The following is a 19,863-nucleotide window of genomic DNA, read 5'->3' as shown; positions in this document are numbered from 1 at the left end:
GCGGTGGCCGGCTCCCTTCCTGAACCTCGCACGGAGCCCATGGCCCGCATCATCGCCATCGCCAACCAGAAGGGCGGCGTCGGAAAGACGACGACGGCCGTGAACCTGGCCGCGGCGCTCGCGCGCACGCCCAAACGTGTGCTGCTGGTCGACCTCGATTCGCAGGGCAACGCGACCATGGGCTGCGGCATCGACAAGGGCGCGGTGCCAGTGTCGACCTGCGACGTGCTGCTGGGCGAAGTGGAAGCCGGCGATGCGATCGTGCAGACCGAGGAAGAGGTCGACCTGATTCCCGGCAACACCGATCTCACCGCCGCCGAACTCGAACTGATGGGCGCCGAAGATCGCGAGCAACGCCTCAAGCGCGCGCTCGAACCGCTGCGCCCGCGTTACGACTACATCCTCATCGACTGTCCGCCGGCGCTGTCGCTGCTGACGCTCAATGCGCTGACCGCCGCCGATTCGGTGCTGGTGCCGATGCAGTGCGAGTACTACGCGCTCGAAGGCCTGACCGCGCTGCTGCAGACGATCGATGCGATCAAGCAGAACCTCAACCCGAAGCTCGAGGTCGAGGGCGTGTTGCGCACGATGTTCGACGTGCGCAACAACCTCGCCAATGCCGTGTCGGGCGAGCTGACGAACCACTTCGGCGACAAGGTGTTCCGCACCATCGTGCCGCGCAACGTGCGCGTGGCCGAGGCGCCGAGTCACGGCCAGAGCATCGTCGGCTACGACAAGGGCTCGCGCGGCGCGATCGCCTATCTCGGTCTTGCAGGCGAAGTGATCCGCCGTCAGCGCGAACGTGACGCACAGAAAAGCAATCAGGACGCTACTGCCATGGAGACGCCGGCATGACCGCTGCGAAGACGCCCGCCAGGAAGCGCGGTCTGGGCCGCGGCCTCGAAGCCCTGCTCGGCCCCAAGGCCGCAGCGGAGGCGCCGACCAGTCTGGAGGCGACCGAGCAGGACACGCTGCGCGTGCTACCGATCGATGCGCTGAGCGCCGGCAAGTACCAGCCGCGCAAGCACTGGGACGCCGACAAGCTCACCGAGCTGGCCGAGTCGATCAAGGCGCAGGGCGTGATCCAGCCGCTGGTGGTGCGCGAGCGACCCGACCGCACGTTCGAGATCATCGCCGGCGAACGCCGCTGGCGTGCGTCGAAGCAGGCCGGTCTGAGCGAAGTGCCGGCGGTCGTGCGCAACGTCGAGGACCGCACGGTCGTCGCGATGGCGCTGATCGAGAACATCCAGCGCGAAGACCTCAACCCGCTGGAAGAAGCGCAGGCGCTGCAGCGGCTGATCGACGAATTCGATCTGACCCATGCGCAGGCCGCCGAAGCCGTGGGCCGTTCGCGCGCCGCGGTGTCGAATCTGCTGCGTCTGCTCGAACTGCCGCCGGCGATTCGCATCCTGGTCGAATCCAAGCAGCTGGAAATGGGCCACGCCCGCGCCCTGCTGACGCTGTCGCCTGAACTCGCCAGCAAGCTCGCCAGCGACGCCGTCGAGCACGGCTGGTCGGTGCGCGAAGTCGAACACCGCGCGCAGCAGTTCGCCGCCGGTCGCGTACCGGGCGGCGACACCCGCACCGTCGCGCGCAACAAGGCGCGCCCGCAGGCCGACATCGTGTCGCTGGAGAACGAACTGTCGGAGACGCTGGGCACGCGCGTGTCGATCGCCAACGGCCGCGGCAACAAGGGCCGCCTGGTGATCCATTACGGCAATCTCGAAGCCCTCGACGGCGTGCTGGAACGGCTGCGCGCACAGCGCGCATAACGCCTTCCTAGGATGTGTAGCGCGCAGCGAAACCCGTCGCGCACCGTGTCACACCAGAGCGGACTGCTCAGGGCAGTCCGCTTACGCTTCAGCCTCCGGGCCGCACCGCAGGGCGTCGCAGCGGCGTCATCTCCACCGGCTCGCGTGGCGTCAGCCGCTTCTTCGGCAAGCGCGGCACATCAATGTCGGGCCGCGTGATCCGTTGCGGCAAGCGGTCCAGAAGACAGCCGCGTATCACGTAATCGCCGGTCACTGCGCGATCACTGCCGCTGTTGCGATACGCCACGAACTTGATCCTGCTGCCGCGGTCCGCATACAGCGGACCGTCCGCGGTAGCGGTCCAGATGATGGCGTTGTTCGACAACCGCATGTCGTACCAGCCGCTCTCGCCCGACACGCTGGCGGACAGATCGCCGGCCGACAGTCCCGGCCCGCGCAGCGTGGCGCGGACCTGGCGGATTTCGAGATACCGGTTCTCGGGCACGAAGTCCGAAGACGCGCCGGCGCCGGTGACGTTCGCGCCCATATCGAAGGTGCCGCGGTTCTCGAACGGCTGCGCGCAGACCCGGCGCAGTGTCGGGACCTCCGGTCGCGGCAGGCGGTCGGCGATGTCCGGATCGAGTTCACGGCTGCCGGTCGGCGGTGGCGCGGCGGCGGCCGTCAGGCACAGCACACCCAGCGCGAACGCGGGCACGGCATGTCGCAGGCGGGATCGGGTCATGGCGGTCTCTCGGTCGCTGCGCGAAGCGCGATGGTGGGCGGCCGGTTGCGCGCGAATCCGGCCCGTTTTCCATCCAACGCAGAAAGCGCCACGAACGGTCCACCGCGCCGCGCACGCGTGTGCTGGAATTGTGTAACGCCGTGCGCAGCGCCTAGGCTGCGAGGATGCATCGCTTCGCCAACTCCCTGTCCTGGTCGCGCCGGCTGCTGCTGGCGCTGCTGGTGTTCGGGCTGATGGCAGCGCCGGTGCTGGTGGCGATGGGCAACACCTACGAGGCCGCGCACGGCGAGACCGCCGAGCAGCACGACCACGCGGCAGACACGCACGAAGACGGCGACGACCTGCTGCACGCGGTCGCGCACTGCGCCACGTGTGGCGCGCATACGCCCGCGCTCCCGCCGGTGGCATCGCTGCTGGCACCGCTGGCGATGTCGCATCCGGCCTGGCCGGCGTTCGAAGCCGCGCCCGCGCGCGTGCCCGATTCCCTGTTGCGACCGCCGATTTCCGCATGACGCCCGCGCCGGCCTGAGCCGGCTTTTCGTCATCCCGAAATTGGAGCGTTCCCATGTTGTTGCGATTGGCGGCCCTGGCCGCCCTCGCCGCTGCGCCGTGCCTTGCGGCCGCGCAGTCGGCGCCCGTGCCCGTGCGCGCAAGCGCGCAGGCCCTGACCCTCGATGACGCGTTCGCGCGCGTCGCCGATGCCCATCCGGATCTGCGCCTGTTCGACGGCCAGCGCGCGGTGTTCGATGCCGAACGCGAGGTCGCCGCGCTGCGTCCACCGCTGGAGGCCGGCATCGAGATCGAGAACCTCGGTCTCGATGCGCCCACGCGCACACTCGAAACCACGCTGACGCTGGCCGGCGTGTTCGAGCGTGGCGGCAAGCCCGATGCACGCAGCGCGCTCGCGCAGACCCGCATCGATGCGCTCGCCTTGCAGCGCGAGTCCGCACGCGTCGACCTGCTGGCCGAAACCGCGCGCCGCCATCTCGCGATCGTCGTCGCGACGCGGCGCCAGACCATCGCGCAGGCCGATGTCGCGCAGCGCACGCGCTTCGTGGCCGCTGCGCGTCAGCGCTTCGCCGCAGGTGCATCGCCCGAAGCGGTCGTGCTGACCGCGCAGGCGGCGCAGGCGCAGGCCGAACTGCAGATCGCCAATGCGCGACTGGAGATCGAAACCGCGCAGCGCAGCCTGTCGATGTTGTGGGGTGATCCGGACGGCGGGTTCGCCATCGCCGACAGCGATCCGTTGGCGCTGCCCGACATCGCCGACTTCGGCACGTTGCGAGAACTGCTCGCGCGATCGCCCGAGCTGCTGCAGTTCAACGATCGTGAGCGCATCGCCGAGGCGCGGCTGCAGCTCGCGCGCAGCGACGCCACGCCGGACATGGGCTGGCAGGCCGGCATCCGTCATCAGCGCGAGAACGGCGACACCTCGCTGGTCGGCGGCTTCGTCGTGCCGCTGGGCAGTCGCGCGCGCGCGCAGCCGGGCATTCGCGCCGCGGCGGCGGAACTGGCGCTGGTCTCGATCGAACGCGACGCCGGTGATCGAGCACTACAGGCCACGCTGGCCGAAGCGCACGGCCGCTATCGCGTCGCGCAGTCGGCCGTGTCGCTGCTCGCGCGCGATGTGCTGCCGCGGCTGGGTCGCGCCGCCAGCGCGACCGAACGCGCTTGGCGCGCAGGCGCGGTGTCGTATCTCGAATGGTCGCAACTGCAGGACGCGCGCAGCGATGCACTGCGCCAGCAACTCGACGCCGCCGAAGCCGCGCAGATCGCCCTGATCGAACTGCAGCGCCTGACCGGCCAGTCCCTCGTCGTCGCGCATGCGACGCCTGCCCCCTTCGAAGGAGACGCCCGATGAGGACGTTCCACCGTGTCACTGAAGCATCGCTCGCGCTCGCCCTGATGCTGGGACTGCCTGCGTGCAGCGCACCGTCGACCACGCCCGCCGCCGACACGACCGATGCGCCTGCCGGCGCAACCGCAGCCCAGCACGCCGATGACGGCCACGGCGACGACGATGACCATGCAGACGACGCCACCACGATCGCGGCTGACATTGCCGACGACGTCGGCATCCGCGTCGCACCCGCCGCAGCCGGCACCATCGCCGACCAGCACGAAGTGCAGGGCTTGCTGACCACGCTGGAAAGCGGCAACGCTCGCGTGACCGCACGCTTCCCCGGGCCGATCCGCCGCCTGCACGCCGAAGTCGGCGATCGCGTGCGCGCCGGCCAGGCGCTGGCGACGATCGAGAGCAATCTCAGCCTGTCGACGTATACGGTCGCTGCGCCGATCAGTGGCACCGTACTCGCGCGCAACGCATCCGTCGGCCAGAGCGCCGGCGAAGGCGCAGTGCTGTACGAGATCGCCGATCTGTCGACGCTGTGGGTCGACCTGCATGTCTTCGGCCGCGATGCCGAGCATCTCGCAGCCGGCTCGCCGGTGACGATCAGTCGCCTCGGCGACGGCGCGACCGCCGACACGCGTATCGATCGCGTGCTGCCCGGCACCGCCACTGCAAGCCAGAGCACGATCGCCCGCGCCACGCTCGACAACGCCGACGGCCAATGGCGGCCCGGCTCGGCCGTGCGCGCGATGGTTACCGTGTCGACGCAACCGGCGGATCTCGTTGTGCCGCTGACGGCTTTGCAGCAGATGGACGGCCGCGACGTGGTGTTCGTACGCGAGGGCGATCGCTACGAGAAGCGCGCGGTCACGCTCGGGCGGCGCGACGCGCGACAGATCGAGATCGTCGATGGCGTGGCGGTGGGCGAGGAGGTGGTGGTGGAGCAGAGCTACACGATCAAGGCGGATCTGGAGAAGGCGGGGGCGGGTCATGCGCATTGACGTCACTCCCGACGCTAGCCGTGAGTCGGGACCGGTTCGCGGATTGCCGATTCTCCGTCATTCCCGCGGAAGCGGGAATCCATCTTCGCTGGGAGCGAACCGAAGCCGGTCTTCAAGTTATTCCGCCAACATCAAAATGGATCCCAGCGTGATCAGACATACGTCTGTTGAAAGCCGCTGGAATGACGTGACCGGGGTCGGAGGCGTTCCTGCGCAGTCACGCCTGATTACAAGCGGGGCCCATATCCATGCTTGAGTCCCTCATCCACGCCTCCATCCGCCACCGCTGGCTGGTCCTCGCCGCCGCGCTGCTGCTCGTCGCCGTCGGCGGCTGGAGTTTCACCAAACTCCCGATCGATGCGACGCCCGACATCACCAACGTGCAGGTACAGATCAACACCGCCGCGCCGGGCTATTCGCCGCTGGAAACCGAACAGCGCGTGACCTTTCCGATCGAGACCGCGCTCGCCGGCTTGCCGCGGCTCGACTACACGCGTTCGCTGTCGGCGTACGGTCTGTCGCAGGTCACCGTCGTGTTCGAAGACGGCACCGATCTCTATTTCGCGCGGCAGCAGGTGGCCGAGCGTGTGCAGCAGGTGCAGGGGCAGCTGCCGGACGATGTCGACCCGACGCTCGGACCGGTCGCGACCGGGCTCGGCGAGATCTTCATGTACACGGTCGAAGCCGACGCGGATGCGCGCAAGCCGGACGGCACGCCGTACACCGCGACCGATCTGCGCACGCTGCAGGACTGGGTGGTGCGGCCGCAGATGCGCAATGTGCGCGGCGTGACCGAGGTCGACACCATTGGCGGCTTCGCGCGACAGGTACACATCACGCCGGATCCGGCGCTGCTGGTTGCGCTCGACTTCACGTTCGAGGATGTCGTCACCGCGGTCGCCAACAACAATCGCAATGTCGGCGCCGGCTACATCGAACGCAACGGCCAGCAGTTGCTGGTGCGTGTGCCGGGCCAGGTGGCCGATGTCGAGGCGATCGGCAACATCGTGATGGCGCGGCGCGATGGCGTGCCGATCCACGTGCACGATGTGGCGAGCGTTGGCGAAGGCCGCGAACTGCGCACCGGCGCGGCCACGCAGAACGGCGCGGAAGTCGTGCTCGGCACGGTGCTGATGCTGTTCGGTGAGAACAGCCGCACCGTTGCGCAGGCCGCGGCGCAGCGTCTGGAGGCAACGAATGCGAGCCTGCCAGATGGCGTGCGCGCTGTGGCGGTCTACGACCGCACGGCGCTGGTCGACCGCACCATCCGCACCGTCGCCAAGAACCTGATCGAAGGCGCGCTGCTGGTGATCGTGGTCCTGTTCCTGCTGCTCGGCAACGTGCGCGCAGCGCTGCTCACCGCCCTAGTGATTCCGCTGACGATGCTGTTCACCGTGATCGGCATGCGCCAGGGCGGCGTGTCCGGGAATCTCATGAGCATGGGCGCGCTGGATTTCGGTCTGATCGTCGACGGCGCGGTGATCATCGTCGAGAACTGCCTGCGCCGCTTCGGCGAAGCGCAGCAGCGGCTCGGCCGCCTGCTCGATACGCGCGAGCGGCATGCGATCGCGGCATCGGCCAGCGCCGAGGTCATCCGACCCAGCCTGTTCGGGCTCGGCATCATCGCCGCGGTGTATCTGCCGGTGTTCGCGCTCGAAGGCGTGGAAGGCAAGATGTTCCATCCGATGGCGATCACCGTCGTACTGGCATTGACCGGCGCAATGCTCCTGTCGCTGACCTTCGTGCCGGCGACGATCGCATTGCTGCTGCGCGGACGCGTTGCCGAGCACGACAACCGGGTGATGCGGGCCGCACGTCGCGGCTACGCGCTTGCGCTCGACTGGGCACTGCGGCACGGCCGCTGGCTGGTCGGCGGCGCGCTGGTGCTGGTGCTGGCCTGCGGCTGGCTGGCCACAAAGATGGGCAGCGAGTTCATTCCCAGCCTCGACGAGGGCGACATCGCGATGCATGCGATGCGCGTGCCCGGCACCGGCATCGAACAATCGGTGGCGATGCAGCGCGTGCTCGAACGCCACCTGCTGCAGGTGCCCGAGGTCGCACGCGTGTTCTCGAAGATCGGCACTGCCGAGGTCGCCAACGATCCGATGCCACCGTCGGTCGCCGACACCTTCCTGATCCTTGCGCCACGCGCCGACTGGCCCGATCCGCGCAAACCACGCGCCGCACTGGTCGGCGAACTTGAAGCCATCGCCGAGACCCTCCCCGGCAACAATTACGAGTTCACCCAGCCGATCCAGATGCGCTTCAACGAACTGATCTCCGGCGTGCGGAGCGACGTGGCGGTGAAGATCCAGGGCGACGATCTCGAGCGCCTGCAGGCCGTCGCCAGCGAGGTCGAACGCGTGCTGCAGGGCATCGACGGTGCCGCCGACGTGCGCATCGAAGCCGTCGACGGCCTGCCGTTGCTGGAGATCGCGCCCGATCCACGTGCGATGGCGCGCTACGGGCTCAATCCCGGCGACGTGCAGCGCGTGGTTGCCGCGGCGATCGGCGGCGAGACGGCGGGACAACTGTTCGAGGGTGACCGCCGCTTCGACATCGTCGTGCGCCTGCCTGAATCGCTGCGCGGCGATCCCGCAGCGCTTGCCGACCTGCCGATTCCGCTCGCGGGTACCGCAGGCGACAGCGCCGACGAATCCGACCGCAGCGGGACCTGGGCCACTGGCACGCCACGCACGGTGCCGCTGCGCGAAGTCGCGACGATCGGTACACAGCTCGCGCCGAACCAGATCAACCGCGAGAACGGCAAACGCCGCATCGTCGTCACCGCCAACGTGCGTGGGCGCGATCTGGGTGGCTTCGTCGGCGAGCTGCAGAGCGCAGTCGCCGGTTCGGTCACGCTGCCGACCGGCTACTGGATCGACTACGGCGGCACGTTCGAACAACTGGCGTCGGCCAGTCAGCGACTTTCGCTGGTCGTGCCGCTGACGCTGGCGGTGATCCTCGCACTGCTGTTCATGGCCTTCGGTTCGCTGCGCGATGCGCTGGTGGTCTTCAGCGGCGTGCCGCTCGCGCTCACCGGCGGCGTACTCGCACTCGCGGCGCGCGGCATTCCGCTGTCGATCTCGGCCGGCGTCGGCTTCATCGCGCTGTCGGGCGTCGCCGTGCTCAACGGCCTGGTCATGCTGACCTTCATCCGTAAGTTGCGCGAAGACGGCCTCGATCTACGCACTGCGATCGTCGAAGGTGCACTCGGCCGCCTGCGTCCGGTGCTGATGACCGCACTGGTCGCCTCGCTCGGTTTCGTACCGATGGCATTCAACGTCGGCGCGGGTGCGGAAGTGCAGCGCCCGCTGGCAACGGTGGTCATCGGCGGCATCCTCTCGTCGACGCTGCTGACGCTGCTGGTATTGCCGGTGCTGTACCGGTGGGTGCACCGGCGGGCCGTGCGAGTTTGAGGTTTCTAGAGGAACCGGGATTTGCCTGCGCAGCTGCCCTCACCCCAACCCCTCTCCCGGAGGGAGAGGGGCTAAAAGAATCCGAAGCTCGCGCCGACTGAGCCCCTCTCCCTCCGGGAGAGGGGCTGGGGTGAGGGCGCTCTTGGCGACACACCAAATCTCTCACCGCCCACCACCACCCCCTCCTCCACCGCCCCCACCCGAAAACCCACCACCCCCACTCCCCGACGAACTCCCGGGCGGCGATGCCGACGACGCGATCTGCCCGGTGAATCCACTGCCGATCGCCTTGCTGAAACCGGCCATGTCGCCGATGCCTGCGCCGCCGTGCAGGCCGCTGGCGTAATACCAGCCGATCGACGCCGTCGCAGCCGCCGCCGCACTGGCGCCCACGGCGGCGGTGAACTTCTTCGTCCAGGCGTCCTCGACCTGCAACGCCACCGCATACGGCAGCAGGAATTCGAAACGGCCCGCGTCCAGCGTCGGCGCGTCCGCGCCCGGCGCCTGCAGGCGCTGCAGATCCTGCTTGTCGGCCACCGTCAGATAGCGCCGGAAACCTTCGATGCGGTCGCGCATGCGCCGGCCTTCGGGCGTCACCGTCGGCAGCAGGAACACGAATGCGAGAAACACCACCACCATCGCGACCAGCAGCGGCGCCGCCAGCAGCAGGCCCGAGCCTGTGCCGACGCCGAACACCAACGTCGCGATCGAGAACACCGCCAGCAGCAACGCCATCCACGCGATGCTGCCGCCGTTGTAGCGGTACAGACCGCCGGGAAAGCGCGTGGCCATCGCCGTCTTGATCCGCACTTGATGCGCGCCGAGGATGCGCTGCATGCGCGTGGCGTTGCTGTGGTGGAAGGTCAGCGAATCGCCGTCTGCGAACAGATCGGTCAGCAAGGCGGTCTGGTCGGGCGCGAGCGTGCAGCCTGCAGCGGCGGCGCGCTGCACGCGCCAGTCGTCCTGCTTGAGCACCTTCTCGTCGCGATGGATGTCGACGTGCCCGGCCACGGCCAGCGACAGCACATCGGCCGAGAATCCACGCGTGTCGATGTGGGTCTTCTCGATGTAGCGCAGCGTGGCGGGCGACAGATCGTCGGGCGGGTCGTACTCGACCACCACCGGGCCTGCCTTCGGGTCGCGCCCCACCTTGCGCCAGCGCATCAGGCCGGAGGCCAGCATCACGATCAGTCCGGCCAGCGCGATCAGCGCCGCGCGATTGTCGTTGAGCATCCACTGCAGGCGCTGTTCGCGGGTCGGTTCGACGAACAGGCCTTTCGGAAACGACAGCACCGTGGTCAGCCCTTCCTCCGGCTGCAGTGGCGCGGTCAACGTCCAGCGCGCCGGTGACCTCGGCCGTGCAGGCCTGTGACGTCCCGCCCTGCGCGCCCGTGTAGCACTCGGCGGTCAGATCGGCGACCGGCACATCACGCGGCAGGCGCAGCGTCGCGCTGCCCGTTTCGATCGGGAACGCCCAGCCGTGGCCGATCGCGTTGAAATACAACTCGTCGCGCGTGTCGAAGAAGCCCAGCTGCCGCGACGTGCGATAGCGCAGCGTGTAGGTGAACTCCCCCGGCACCGACAGGAAGTCGTCGTTACCGGTGTTGATGCGCACACCGTTGGACCTGTTTTCCAGGAAGAACGGTTCGGGCTGTCCATTCCGCGTGAGGCCGGTCATCTCGAAGTCGACCACGACCCGGTTGCCGCGGCCGTCCTTGTAGGTCGTCGGGAAATCGCGATAGATGCCGCGACGGATGTTCTCGCCCTCCGCCCGCACCCGGATGCGCTCGGTCACGTCCAGGCTGCCGTCGGCATTGAGTTGCAGATCGCTGTCGTAGGACAGGATGCGTTCCTGCGCCAGCAGCGGCGCGGTGCACAGCAACAGCAGACACGACAGCAGCAGACGGATCATCGGGCGGTTCCCTGGGGGTGGAGCGCGCCGAAGGAGTGCCCCCGCGACGCGAATGCCGATGATCACACCGCAGGCGTGGAGGTGTCGCGCGCGACGTGTGCCCGGTCTGATGCCTGCCCCGTGACGGAGCCGGGCATTGCGAACGCCGCGGGTCGGGCGCGGGTCACTCCGCCGGAGACGACGCGCCTCGCACCGGCGGCACCGAACTCGAATGCGACGCCGCGATCTCCCACTGCCCATCGCGATGCACGGCCACCATCGTCGAAACGAGCACGCCAGTGAACGCCTGGCCGCCTGCACTTCCACGCCATGTGCTGCGGCCGGTCATGAGGGCCGTGTCGCCGTAGACACGCACCTGCGCATCACTGGCATCGAATACGGCGGATTCAAACTTTGGTGCGGTGGCCGACGGGTTCGCGTACTCGGCAATGAACTGCGCGCGCGGACTGACCGTGCCATCCGGCGACACATCGATGAAGTCTTCCGCCAACAAGCGCTCGAGCGTGGCGACATCGCGTTCGACGATCGCGTTCGCGTAGGTGCCTGCGAGCGCAACGACCTCGTGTTCGGCATGCACCCCCTCGCGTGCCGCGGGCGGGTTCGTCTGTGCGAACAGCGGAACAGATGCCAGGGATGCGGTGGCAAGGAATCCCGCGAACACGATCGTTTTCAGCACGGTGACGCTCCTCATGGATATGCAATGAATGTCACAAAGTTCCTGATCGCCGCGTCCAGTGTCGAACGGCAGTTCGCCGTCGGCTGCCAGGGGACAGCATTGGAACGCAGGATGATCAACGCGGGGAGCGACGCGCAGCGGTCATTCCGGATGGGTCAGGACATTGCCGATCCAGCGACGGCATCCAGACCCGCGCGCGCATTGCCGATACAGTCGAACGCATGACGATTTTCGAACTGCTCAAGGATGGCGGTCGCGCGGTGCTCGACGCCCTGTTCCCACGGCGCCAGGCGCTGGCGAACCTGCGTGCGAAGTGGGGCCAGCCGGGCGACAAGGCGCACAGCGGGATCAGCCGCTGTTTCGACCTGACGCGGGACGCGTCGGCAGGCGAGGTCGTGGACGACCAGACCTGGACCGACCTCGAGTTTCCGCGCCTGTTTGCCGATCTGGACACGACCGAAAGCCCGCTCGGCAGCCAGTGCCTCTACCGCCAGCTCCGGCGCTACGTCGAACCGGCGCAGGCCGCTGCGCACTACGCCAGCTGCCAGACGCTGCGTGCCGATGCGCCGCTGCGCGAACGCCTGCAACTCGCGCTCGCGGGTCTGGACACGACATCGAACTGGCAACTGGCCCGCTTCATTTTCGGTGCACCGCCCGAAGTCGGGCCACTCCACCGCCTGTTGCCGTGGTGGAGCCTCCTGTGTGTCGCAGTTCTGGCGCTGGTCATCGTGACGCCGCTGCCGATCTGGACGCTGCTGCTCACGGTCGGCGTCAATCTCCTGCTGATCCTCAGCCTGTCGGCGCCGCTGTTTCGCGACATCGAGCTGCTCAAAGGCTGCAGCCAGCTGCTGCGTGTCGCGGACGGCCTGGCCAGAGTTCGCAGCGGCGCATCCGCCCTGCCGCAACTCGACCGCCTGCGTGCCGAAGCGCCACTGCGGCGCAAGGTCCGTGCTTCGCTCGGTTGGATCGCGTTTCTCTACTCGCCATGGATCCAGAGCGTCGCCATCTGGTTGAACCTGCTGCTTCTCCTCGAACTCGCCGCCTACGGCCGCACCGTCACGCGCTTCGTTCGCGTGCGTACGGAGCTGGCGGCGACGTTTGAGAGCGTCGGTGCGGTGGACGCTGCCATCGCGGTCGCCTCGTTCCTCGAGCAGCGGCCGCAGCACTGCGAGCCCGTGATCGCGAAAGGATCGTTGCTCGACCTCGTCGATGCCACGCATCCGCTGACGCAGCGACCGGTCTCGAATTCGATCCGGCTCGACGGGCGCTCGGCCCTCATCACCGGCTCCAACATGGCCGGCAAGACCACCTTCATCAAACTCGTCGGCATCAACCTCATCCTCGGCCGCACGCTCGGCTTCTGCTTCGCTCGCGAGGTGACGCTGCCGCACACACGCGTCATGGCGGTGATCCGCGGCGAACACTCGGTCGAATCCGGCAGGAGCCATTACTTCGCCGAGATGACCGCGATCCAGACCTTCATCGAACACGCGGACCGCGGCAGCTGCCGTCTGTTCCTGATCGACGAACTGTTCAACGGCACCAACACCGTCGAACGCCTGGCCGCCGGCCGCGCCGTGCTGGAACGGCTCGGCCGCAACGCCCAGGTACTGGTGACCACGCACGACGTCGAACTGCAGGACGACGTCGCCGGGCCCTACGATCTGTATTACTTCCAGGAAGATCCGGATGTGGACGGCTGGTTCGACTACCGGCTGCGGGCCGGTCGTACGGATCGTCGCAACGCGATCCAGCTGCTCGCGCGGAACGGGTTTCCGGCGGATCTCGTGTCGGATGCGTTGATGTATGCAAAAGCCTACGCCGACACGCATTCGGTCGTTTCAAAAACGCCTCTTCACTGAGCAGAAGCAGCACACGACTCGAGAAATATCCTAACTCCGTCAGCTTGGGAACTAACTAAAAAATAGAGCCCTGCCGATCCAAATCGGAATGAGGCTGCTCAATTGAATCAGGCTTAAGAATTCTTAGGAAATCCTCGGCAGATTTCACTGATTCCTCAAGCAGACCCAAGCGCTCAAGCGCCACGTATGTTGCACAGGAACGAGCCTGGCAATTAATCGACCTTGCCGGATTGAACTCGATATCAGTAAATCCGGAGTAGGCGCTCAATCTTCCACTTAAAAAATCTCGGTGTGGAAACAAAGATCTTATATACAACCAATCGTAGAACATTGTCTTGGGGGCTAGTGGAAAATCCAGATCCAAGAATCTGAACCCCACGAGGGCACCCGAATCGATTAGCCTTGGATCACGCTTTGCTTCGCGAGCCTCCTTGTCGAAGATGTCTACATAAGGACCCCCTCCTTCAAAGACCTTACTCCCTTGGAACGCGCACTCCAAAGGCACCGACAAGCCATCACCCAATTCAACTTTCAAATTAAATGCACTCAGCCTTTGCCCAAGCTTCTCGTCAGACTTGGTTGAAACCTCCAGCAAGTTGACCAACCCCTTTCTACCTGCAGCCTCGTGAAGCGCCGCGACGTTCTTGCGCTTTTGAACCGGAGCCAGCCCAGGACTCCACAAAAACGCAATATTCAGCTCTTCGACTAATCGCCCCATCTTTTTCGAAGGAACGAAAACCGGCCTGTCAGCCATTCATATATTCCTTAGATATTTAATATCAACGAAACCCGGAACTAGAATCTCGTACTTTCTAGCCGCAACTACCCTGCCTCTCTGCGCGAGATCAGACCAGTCGACCTTTCCGTAGATTGCATCAAAATCTAGAGCCTGAGAAGCTCTAACAAGATCAACTGCAACGGCCCCGCGCACATTAGACATCGTTGAAGTAAACAGAACACCCTCGACGCAGATCACTTCCCTGCTTACCTCCAGAAACTTTGACTCCTCAATTCTCCCGTCTTCCTTCGCTCGATACTCCATCGGATTCTGATTGAAAAAACAAAGGTGCACGTACTTATCCATGCCATTAATTGCGTCTGTTCGCTGGCTCGCGACGTTACCACCTGGAGCAGGCACTGCTATTCCTCTACGCTTCATTTCGTGCATAGACAAGAGCCCGCCGCGCTCTTTAATCGATGACACATTTCGTAAATCCGTAAAATGATAAAAGCACTTGACACTGAATTTCCGGAAGAATTCATCAGGCGTCATACAAGTCGCTTCCTTTCGTTTTTTTAGACGGCTTCCAAATTTTTTATCTTGCGCACGCGAATTGAACATAGCCGAGAATGCCTTCATAGCGCAGCAACGAGCAATTTTCCGGTTAGTCCTTGAGAAGACGCGTACGACACGGCACGCGCACTGTAAAATCGCCGTCTTTTGCGCGCGCCCTCCTTGGATTCCCCGCCCCGCCCCGCCTTCCGCGGCCCGACCTTCATCCGGCTGCTGGCCCGCCTGACCGACGACACGCTGCCGCAAGGCGGCCCGGCGCCGGCCGAGCGTTTGAGCCAGTGGATCGACTGGACGCGGGCGGTGGTGCTGTCGAAGGTGCTCGACGCGAAGGCGCTCGAGGCTGAACAGAGCGCGCAAGTCATTGATCGGGATGACGCGGCCGTGTGCGCCAAGGCGCGGGCGACGCTGCTGGCGTCGATCGCCGAAGCGCCGGAACTGGCGATCCCGCACCCGCATGCGGCCAGGCCGTCGGACGAAACCGAAGCCGCAATCGACTTCGCGCCCTTCCGCCAGCGCCATCTGGCGCTGCAGCGGTCGATGCAGATGGCGACAGGCCGGCTGCGCGGCGATCTGCGCGACCGGCTGGCACAGCGGTCGGCCGACATGGCGCGGCTGGCCGAGGTGGATGCGGTGATGGAGAGCGCGCTGAGCCCGCGCGAGCACGCGTCGCTCGGTGCGGTGCCGGCATTGCTCGAAACGCACTTCGAGCGGCTGCGCGCCGCCGCGGGTGCGTCGGCCACGGATCCGTCCGCGGCCTGGCTCGATGGTTTTCGCAGGGAGATGCAGGGCGTGCTGATCGCCGAACTGGATGTCCGTTTCCAACCGGTCGAGGGGCTGCTCGCAGCGCTTCGCACCCACTGACGCAGTCCTTATGTCCTCAAGCAGTCGTAATACCGCTCTCCTTCCCGCGTTCGTGTTCGCGCTCGGCCTCGCCGTGGTCGGCTGGATCGCGATCGGCTACATCGGCTCGAACACGCTGGCGCTTGCCGTCACCCTGCTGATCGGCGCCTGTTACGTCGCCGGTGGCCTGGAGCTGCTGCGCTACCGGCAGGCCACGAAGACGCTGGCCGATGGCGTGGCGCAGTTGAACGAAACGCCGTCGTCGCTGGGCGACTGGCTGGGCGGGCTGGATGCCGGTCTGCGCAATGCGGTGCGCCTGCGCATCGAGGGCGAACGCGTCGCGCTGCCGGTGCCGGCGCTCACGCCGTATCTGGTCGGCATGCTGGTGCTGCTGGGCATGCTCGGCACGCTGCTGGGCATGATGGTGATGCTGCGCGGCACCGGCATGGCGCTGGAGACGGCGACCGATCTGCAGGCGATCCGCGATTCGCTGGCGGCGCCGGTCAAGGGCCTGGGCTTCGCGTTCGGCACGTCGATCGCGGGCATCGCGACCTCGGCGATGCTGGGCCTCGCGTCCGCGTTGCTGCGCCGCGAACGCGCGCGCACCGTGCAGCTGCTGGATGTGGCCGCCGCGACGACGCTGCGCACGCATTCGCAGGCGCACCAGCGCGAGGAAACCCTGCGTCTGCTGCAGCAGCAGACCGAGGTGATGCCGGCGCTGGTCGAGCGGCTGGGCGCGATGATGGCGACGATCGAGCAGCAGAACGCGGCCGCCGGTGAGCGACACACTGCCAACCAGGACGCCTTCCACGGCCGCACCGAAGCGGTTTACACGCAGCTGGCCGGTTCGGTGGAACGCGCCCTGCAGACCAGCGTCGCCGACAGCGCGCGTGCCGCGACGGCCGCGTTGCAGCCGGTGTTCGAAACGACGATGGCCGCGCTGGCACGCGAAACCGCATCGCTGCAGGCGACGGTCTCCGACGCGGTCGAGCGTCAGCTGCAGACGCTGACCACCGGCTTCGAAGCCTCGACCGCGACCGTGGCTGATCGCTGGCAGCAAGCGGTGGACGGCCAGCAGGCGTCGAACGAAACACTGGCGCGCGACCTGCGTGGCGCACTCGACGGATTCAACACGACGTTCGAGCAGCGTGCGAACGGTCTGCTCGGCGACGTCACCACGCGTCTCGATGCGACAACCGCGCAGACCATCGCGCTGCACGAGGCCGTGACCGGCGCCGTCGACCGCCAGCTGCAGGCGCTGACGACAGGCTTCGATGCGTCGACGGCGAACGTGGCCGAACGCTGGCAGGACGCGCTGGCCGCGCAGCAGGCGTCGCATGCCGCGCTGACGTCCGATCTGCGCAGCACGCTTGACGGCATCGGCGAAACCTTCGAGCAGCGCGCCACCGCATTGGTCGACGGCGTCGCCACGCGTCTCGACGCGACCGCTGGCACGGTCAGTGCCGCCTGGAACGACGCACTCGCGAAGCAGGCCGCAACGAACGAAGCCATGAGCGCACAGCACCAGCAGGCGCTGACGGCAGCCGCGGCGACATTCGAAACCCACTCCGCCGCGCTGCTGCAGCAGGTGGACAGCTCGCATGTCGGCTTGCAGACCGCGCTCGCGGCGCAGGACGCGCAGCGCCTTGCCGCGTGGACCGACAGCCTGACCGCGATGGGCGCCGCGTTGCGCGAGGACTGGGCGCAGGCCGGCGCCGAGACCACGCGCCAGCAACAGGCGATCTGCGACACGCTCGCGAGCACCGCCGACACCATCGGCGCGCAGACGCAGGCGCATGCCAGCGAGACCATCGCCGAGATCTCGCGCCTCGTGGACACCGCATCGGAAGCGCCGCGCGCGGCCGCCGAGGTCATCGCGGAACTGCGCCAGTCGCTGTCGGAGAGCATGGTGCGCGACACCGCGATGCTGGAAGAACGCACGCAGATGCTGTCGACGCTCGACACGCTGCTGAGCGCGGTGAACCACGCCTCGACCGAACAGCGCGCGGCGATCGATGCGCTGGTCGCGACCTCGGCCGATCTGCTCGAACGCGTCGGCACCCGCTTCACCGATCACATCACTGCCGAGACCGGCAAGCTCGACGGCGTGGCGACGACGCTCAGCGTCGGCGCAGCGGATGTCGCGAGTCTCGGCGAGGCGTTCGGCGCCGCGGTCGAGGTCTTCGGCGAATCGAATCAGCAGCTCGCGACGCGTCTGCAGGGCATCGAGGACGCGCTGGAGAAGTCGCTGGCGCGCAGCGACGAGCAGCTGGCGTACTACGTGGCGCAGGCGCGTGAGGTCGTGGATCTCAGCGTGCTGGCGCAGAAGCAGATCATCGAAGACCTCCAGCAGCTGGGCGCACCGCGCGCCGCATCCGCATGAGCGTGGAGCTGGAAGGCGATCACGAATCGTCCGCGCCGATCTGGGCCGCGTTCGGCGATCTGATGTCGGTGCTGCTGGGCGCGTTCGTGCTGATCCTGGTCGGCGTGATCGGCGTGCAGCTGCAGCTCGAACTCAAGCTGGACGCGGAGATCGCCCAGCGCGAGGCCGAGACGCAGCGCCGCCAGACGCTGGAACAGGCATTGGCTGCGCCACTGGCAGCAGGCCGCATCACCCTGGTCGATGGCCGCATCGGCATCCGCGGCAGCGTGCTGTTCGCGCAGGCGTCCGATCAGCTGCAGCCGGAAGGCCGCGAGCTGCTGCAGAGCCTGGCCGGCCCGCTGGCCGAGTACCTCGCCTCGCGCGATGAGATCTTGATGGTCAGCGGCTTCACCGACGACCGCCTGGTGCGCGACGGCAACCGCTTCTCCGATAACTGGGAGCTCTCGGCGCAGCGCGCGTTGACGGTGACGCGCGAGCTGATCCGCGATGGCGTGCCGGCCGAGTCGGTGTTCGCCGCCGCGTTCGGCGCGCAGCAGCCGGTGGGCTCGAACGACGATGCCGACGGCCGCGCACAGAACCGTCGCGTGGAGATGGCGCCGGTGCCGCGCCTGCAGGCCGCTGCCCAGTCCGATGGCCGCTGATCGCATCGACATCGATGCGGTGCTCGACGGCTGGCGCTTGAGCGGCGCCGACCGCATGGACCCGTTGCGCTTCCATCGCATCGCGGCCTTGCATCGGCGCGCATCGGCGCTCGACGGTGCGGCGCGAGATGTGCTCGATACGAAGCTCACCGCGCTGGTCGATGCGTATGCGCGCGATGTCGAAAGCCGACCGCGCGAGGCGCGCGAATCGACGCCGACGCGCAGCGCGCTGGGCACGCTGGTCGATGGCATGGCTGCGCGCGCAGAGAGCGCTGTATCGAACGCCGCCTATCCCGAACTGCCTGCCGTCGACGACTTCCGCACGCTGTGGTCGACGCTGCGCACCGGCAGCCAGGTCCGCAAGTCACTGGCCGAGGTGCCGACCGGCGCCGGCCCGCTGAACTCTGCCGCCCTCGCCCATCGCTCGCTGACCCTGATGGGTGGCCTGTCGCCGGAGTACCTGCGCCAGTTCCTGGCCTACGTGGACACGCTGTCCTGGCTGGAAACGCTGCAGGACGCGGGCGTGCTGACCGGAAAGGAAACCGGGCCGCCGGTGGGCGCGAAGCCCCGTGCGAAGCCGCGGGCACGCAAACGCGGCTGAACGGACCAGAGTTTCGGCCATCGCATCGCGAGTGATGATTGCCCCTTCGCTGCCGGGCGCTGGAGTGCCTTCCCATGGGACGTGCCGCCAAGGCCTTGCGCGGCAAGGGGAATTTCAGCAGAATGGCCGGCTCGTTGCGTCCAGCCCATGGCGACATGGCCTGACCTGCCTTCCGGAAGCGCGATTCCCCGGCAGTGGTGCAGCGAGACTTCCTTCCCGTACCGCGCGATGGCCACGCCATCGGGGCCGCCATCTCCCTGGCTAAGGGCGATATCAAATACTTCGAGGTGCGTAATGTCCCGAGTCTGCCAAGTCACTGGCAAGCGTACGACGCATGGCAACAACGTGTCGCATGCCATGAACAAGACCCGTCGCCGCTTCATGCCGAATCTGCATGAGCGTCGTTTCTGGGTTGCCAGCGAAAACCGCTGGATCAAGCTGCGTGTATCCACCAAGGCCCTGCGCACCATCGACAAGAACGGCATCGACGTCGTCCTCGCCGAGCTTCGTGCCCGCGGCGAAAAGGTCTGAGGAGTTAGAACATGGCAGGCAAGCGCGACAAGATCCGTCTGATTTCCTCGGCCAACACCGGGCATTTCTACACCACGGACAAGAACAAGAAGAACACCCCCGGCAAGATGGAGTTCAAGAAGTACGACCCCGTCGTCCGGAAGCACGTGATCTACAAGGAAGGCAAGATCAAGTGATGCAACGACCCGCGCTTCAGCGCGGCTGACGTTGCATCATCCCAGCGAAGGCTGGGATCCAGCCTCAACACAAAACCCGCCGCAAGGCGGGTTTTGTGTTTCTGGGGATCTGCTATCACTTTCGATTCGCGTACACGACGCGACCCTCACCCCAACCCCTCTCCCAGAGGGAGAGGGGCTCTAAA

General features: G+C 66.7%; 19 protein-coding genes and 1 pseudogene. 14 read left to right on the top strand and 6 right to left on the bottom strand.

What is annotated here, in order from left to right; genetic code table 11:
- Nucleotides 1-39: 39 nt before the first annotated feature.
- A complete protein-coding gene (locus LU699_RS10880) occupies nt 40-855 on the top strand; it encodes a ParA family protein (RefSeq protein ID WP_232137508.1) in 816 nt (271 codons plus the stop codon).
- On the top strand, nt 852-1,772 hold the full coding sequence (locus LU699_RS10875) for a ParB/RepB/Spo0J family partition protein (RefSeq protein ID WP_232150223.1): 921 nt from the start codon (nt 852-854) through the stop codon (nt 1,770-1,772). The genes LU699_RS10880 and LU699_RS10875 overlap by 4 nt, the downstream gene beginning before the upstream one ends.
- 88 nt (nt 1,773-1,860) lie before the next feature.
- Here the strand turns inward: LU699_RS10875 and LU699_RS10870 are convergent, their stop codons facing one another.
- A complete protein-coding gene (locus LU699_RS10870; protein WP_232580161.1) occupies nt 1,861-2,493 on the bottom strand; it encodes a hypothetical protein in 633 nt (210 codons plus the stop codon).
- A gap of 164 nt (nt 2,494-2,657) precedes the next feature.
- Here LU699_RS10870 and LU699_RS10865 point away from each other — a divergent pair, with 164 nt between their 5' ends.
- The 4 genes from LU699_RS10865 to LU699_RS10850 all read left to right on the top strand — a co-directional run bounded on the left by LU699_RS10865 (nt 2,658) and on the right by LU699_RS10850 (nt 8,762).
- On the top strand, nt 2,658-3,005 hold the full coding sequence (locus tag LU699_RS10865) for a DUF2946 family protein (RefSeq protein WP_232137513.1): 348 nt from the start codon (nt 2,658-2,660) through the stop codon (nt 3,003-3,005).
- A gap of 53 nt (nt 3,006-3,058) precedes the next feature.
- Nucleotides 3,059-4,354 (top strand): TolC family protein, encoded by a 1,296-nt coding sequence (locus LU699_RS10860; RefSeq protein ID WP_232580160.1) that lies wholly within the window; start codon nt 3,059-3,061, stop codon nt 4,352-4,354.
- A complete protein-coding gene (locus LU699_RS10855; protein WP_232137516.1) occupies nt 4,351-5,343 on the top strand; it encodes an efflux RND transporter periplasmic adaptor subunit in 993 nt (330 codons plus the stop codon). The genes LU699_RS10860 and LU699_RS10855 overlap by 4 nt, the downstream gene beginning before the upstream one ends.
- Nucleotides 5,344-5,591: 248 nt before the next feature.
- Entirely contained in the window at nt 5,592-8,762 is a 3,171-nt protein-coding gene (locus tag LU699_RS10850) for an efflux RND transporter permease subunit (protein ID WP_232137517.1), read from the top strand.
- A 162-nt stretch (nt 8,763-8,924) separates the two neighbouring features.
- On the opposite strand, the gene LU699_RS10845 is transcribed toward LU699_RS10850, so the two are convergent.
- The 3 genes and pseudogenes from LU699_RS10845 to LU699_RS10840 form a co-directional block, all read right to left on the bottom strand.
- Nucleotides 8,925-10,094: a DUF2207 domain-containing protein gene (locus tag LU699_RS10845; RefSeq protein WP_268739117.1), complete on the bottom strand. Its 1,170-nt coding sequence runs from the start codon at nt 10,092-10,094 to the stop codon at nt 8,925-8,927.
- A gap of 52 nt (nt 10,095-10,146) precedes the next feature.
- Nucleotides 10,147-10,674: pseudogene (locus tag LU699_RS18430) on the bottom strand (DUF2207 domain-containing protein); the annotation flags it as partial.
- A gap of 163 nt (nt 10,675-10,837) precedes the next feature.
- Nucleotides 10,838-11,350 (bottom strand): nuclear transport factor 2 family protein, encoded by a 513-nt coding sequence (locus tag LU699_RS10840; RefSeq protein WP_232137518.1) that lies wholly within the window; start codon nt 11,348-11,350, stop codon nt 10,838-10,840.
- Nucleotides 11,351-11,374: 24 nt separating this feature from the next.
- Between LU699_RS10840 and LU699_RS10835 the strand changes: the two genes are divergently transcribed.
- Both LU699_RS10835 and LU699_RS10830 read left to right on the top strand, forming a co-directional pair.
- Complete coding sequence (locus LU699_RS10835; RefSeq protein ID WP_232137519.1) at nt 11,375-11,575, top strand: hypothetical protein; 201 nt, start codon at nt 11,375-11,377, stop codon at nt 11,573-11,575.
- The gene (locus tag LU699_RS10830; protein WP_232137520.1) at nt 11,572-13,212 is read left to right on the top strand and encodes a MutS-related protein; all 1,641 of its coding nucleotides are present in this window, start codon (nt 11,572-11,574) and stop codon (nt 13,210-13,212) included. The genes LU699_RS10835 and LU699_RS10830 overlap by 4 nt, the downstream gene beginning before the upstream one ends.
- 55 nt (nt 13,213-13,267) lie before the next feature.
- On the opposite strand, the gene LU699_RS10825 is transcribed toward LU699_RS10830, so the two are convergent.
- The gene (locus LU699_RS10825) at nt 13,268-13,966 is read right to left on the bottom strand and encodes a DarT1-associated NADAR antitoxin family protein (protein WP_232137521.1); all 699 of its coding nucleotides are present in this window, start codon (nt 13,964-13,966) and stop codon (nt 13,268-13,270) included.
- Nucleotides 13,967-14,485, bottom strand: coding sequence for a DarT ssDNA thymidine ADP-ribosyltransferase family protein (locus LU699_RS10820; protein WP_232580159.1), 519 nt, complete (start codon nt 14,483-14,485; stop codon nt 13,967-13,969).
- 183 nt (nt 14,486-14,668) lie between these two features.
- Between LU699_RS10820 and LU699_RS10815 the strand changes: the two genes are divergently transcribed.
- From LU699_RS10815 to rpmG, 6 genes are all read left to right on the top strand, one after another.
- The gene (locus tag LU699_RS10815; RefSeq protein WP_232580158.1) at nt 14,669-15,367 is read left to right on the top strand and encodes a DUF3348 domain-containing protein; all 699 of its coding nucleotides are present in this window, start codon (nt 14,669-14,671) and stop codon (nt 15,365-15,367) included.
- A 10-nt stretch (nt 15,368-15,377) separates the two neighbouring features.
- Nucleotides 15,378-17,729, top strand: coding sequence for a DUF802 domain-containing protein (locus LU699_RS10810; protein ID WP_232137524.1), 2,352 nt, complete (start codon nt 15,378-15,380; stop codon nt 17,727-17,729).
- On the top strand, nt 17,726-18,370 hold the full coding sequence (locus LU699_RS10805) for an OmpA family protein (protein ID WP_232137525.1): 645 nt from the start codon (nt 17,726-17,728) through the stop codon (nt 18,368-18,370). Before LU699_RS10810 ends, LU699_RS10805 begins: the two co-directional genes overlap by 4 nt.
- A complete protein-coding gene (locus LU699_RS10800; RefSeq protein WP_232137526.1) occupies nt 18,360-18,971 on the top strand; it encodes a DUF2894 domain-containing protein in 612 nt (203 codons plus the stop codon). The genes LU699_RS10805 and LU699_RS10800 overlap by 11 nt, the downstream gene beginning before the upstream one ends.
- Nucleotides 18,972-19,265: 294 nt before the next feature.
- Nucleotides 19,266-19,502: a 50S ribosomal protein L28 gene (gene rpmB, locus LU699_RS10795; protein WP_096209782.1), complete on the top strand. Its 237-nt coding sequence runs from the start codon at nt 19,266-19,268 to the stop codon at nt 19,500-19,502.
- An 11-nt stretch (nt 19,503-19,513) separates the two neighbouring features.
- Nucleotides 19,514-19,678: a 50S ribosomal protein L33 gene (rpmG, locus tag LU699_RS10790; RefSeq protein ID WP_096296520.1), complete on the top strand. Its 165-nt coding sequence runs from the start codon at nt 19,514-19,516 to the stop codon at nt 19,676-19,678.
- The last annotated feature ends 185 nt before the right edge of the window (nt 19,679-19,863 follow it).

The sequence above is a fragment of the Luteimonas fraxinea genome, from assembly GCF_021233355.1.
Taxonomy (GTDB): Bacteria; Pseudomonadota; Gammaproteobacteria; order Xanthomonadales; family Xanthomonadaceae; genus Luteimonas; species Luteimonas fraxinea.
The sequence above is the reverse complement of the archived record's forward strand: the minus strand, read 5'-3'. Positions and strand labels throughout refer to the sequence as shown.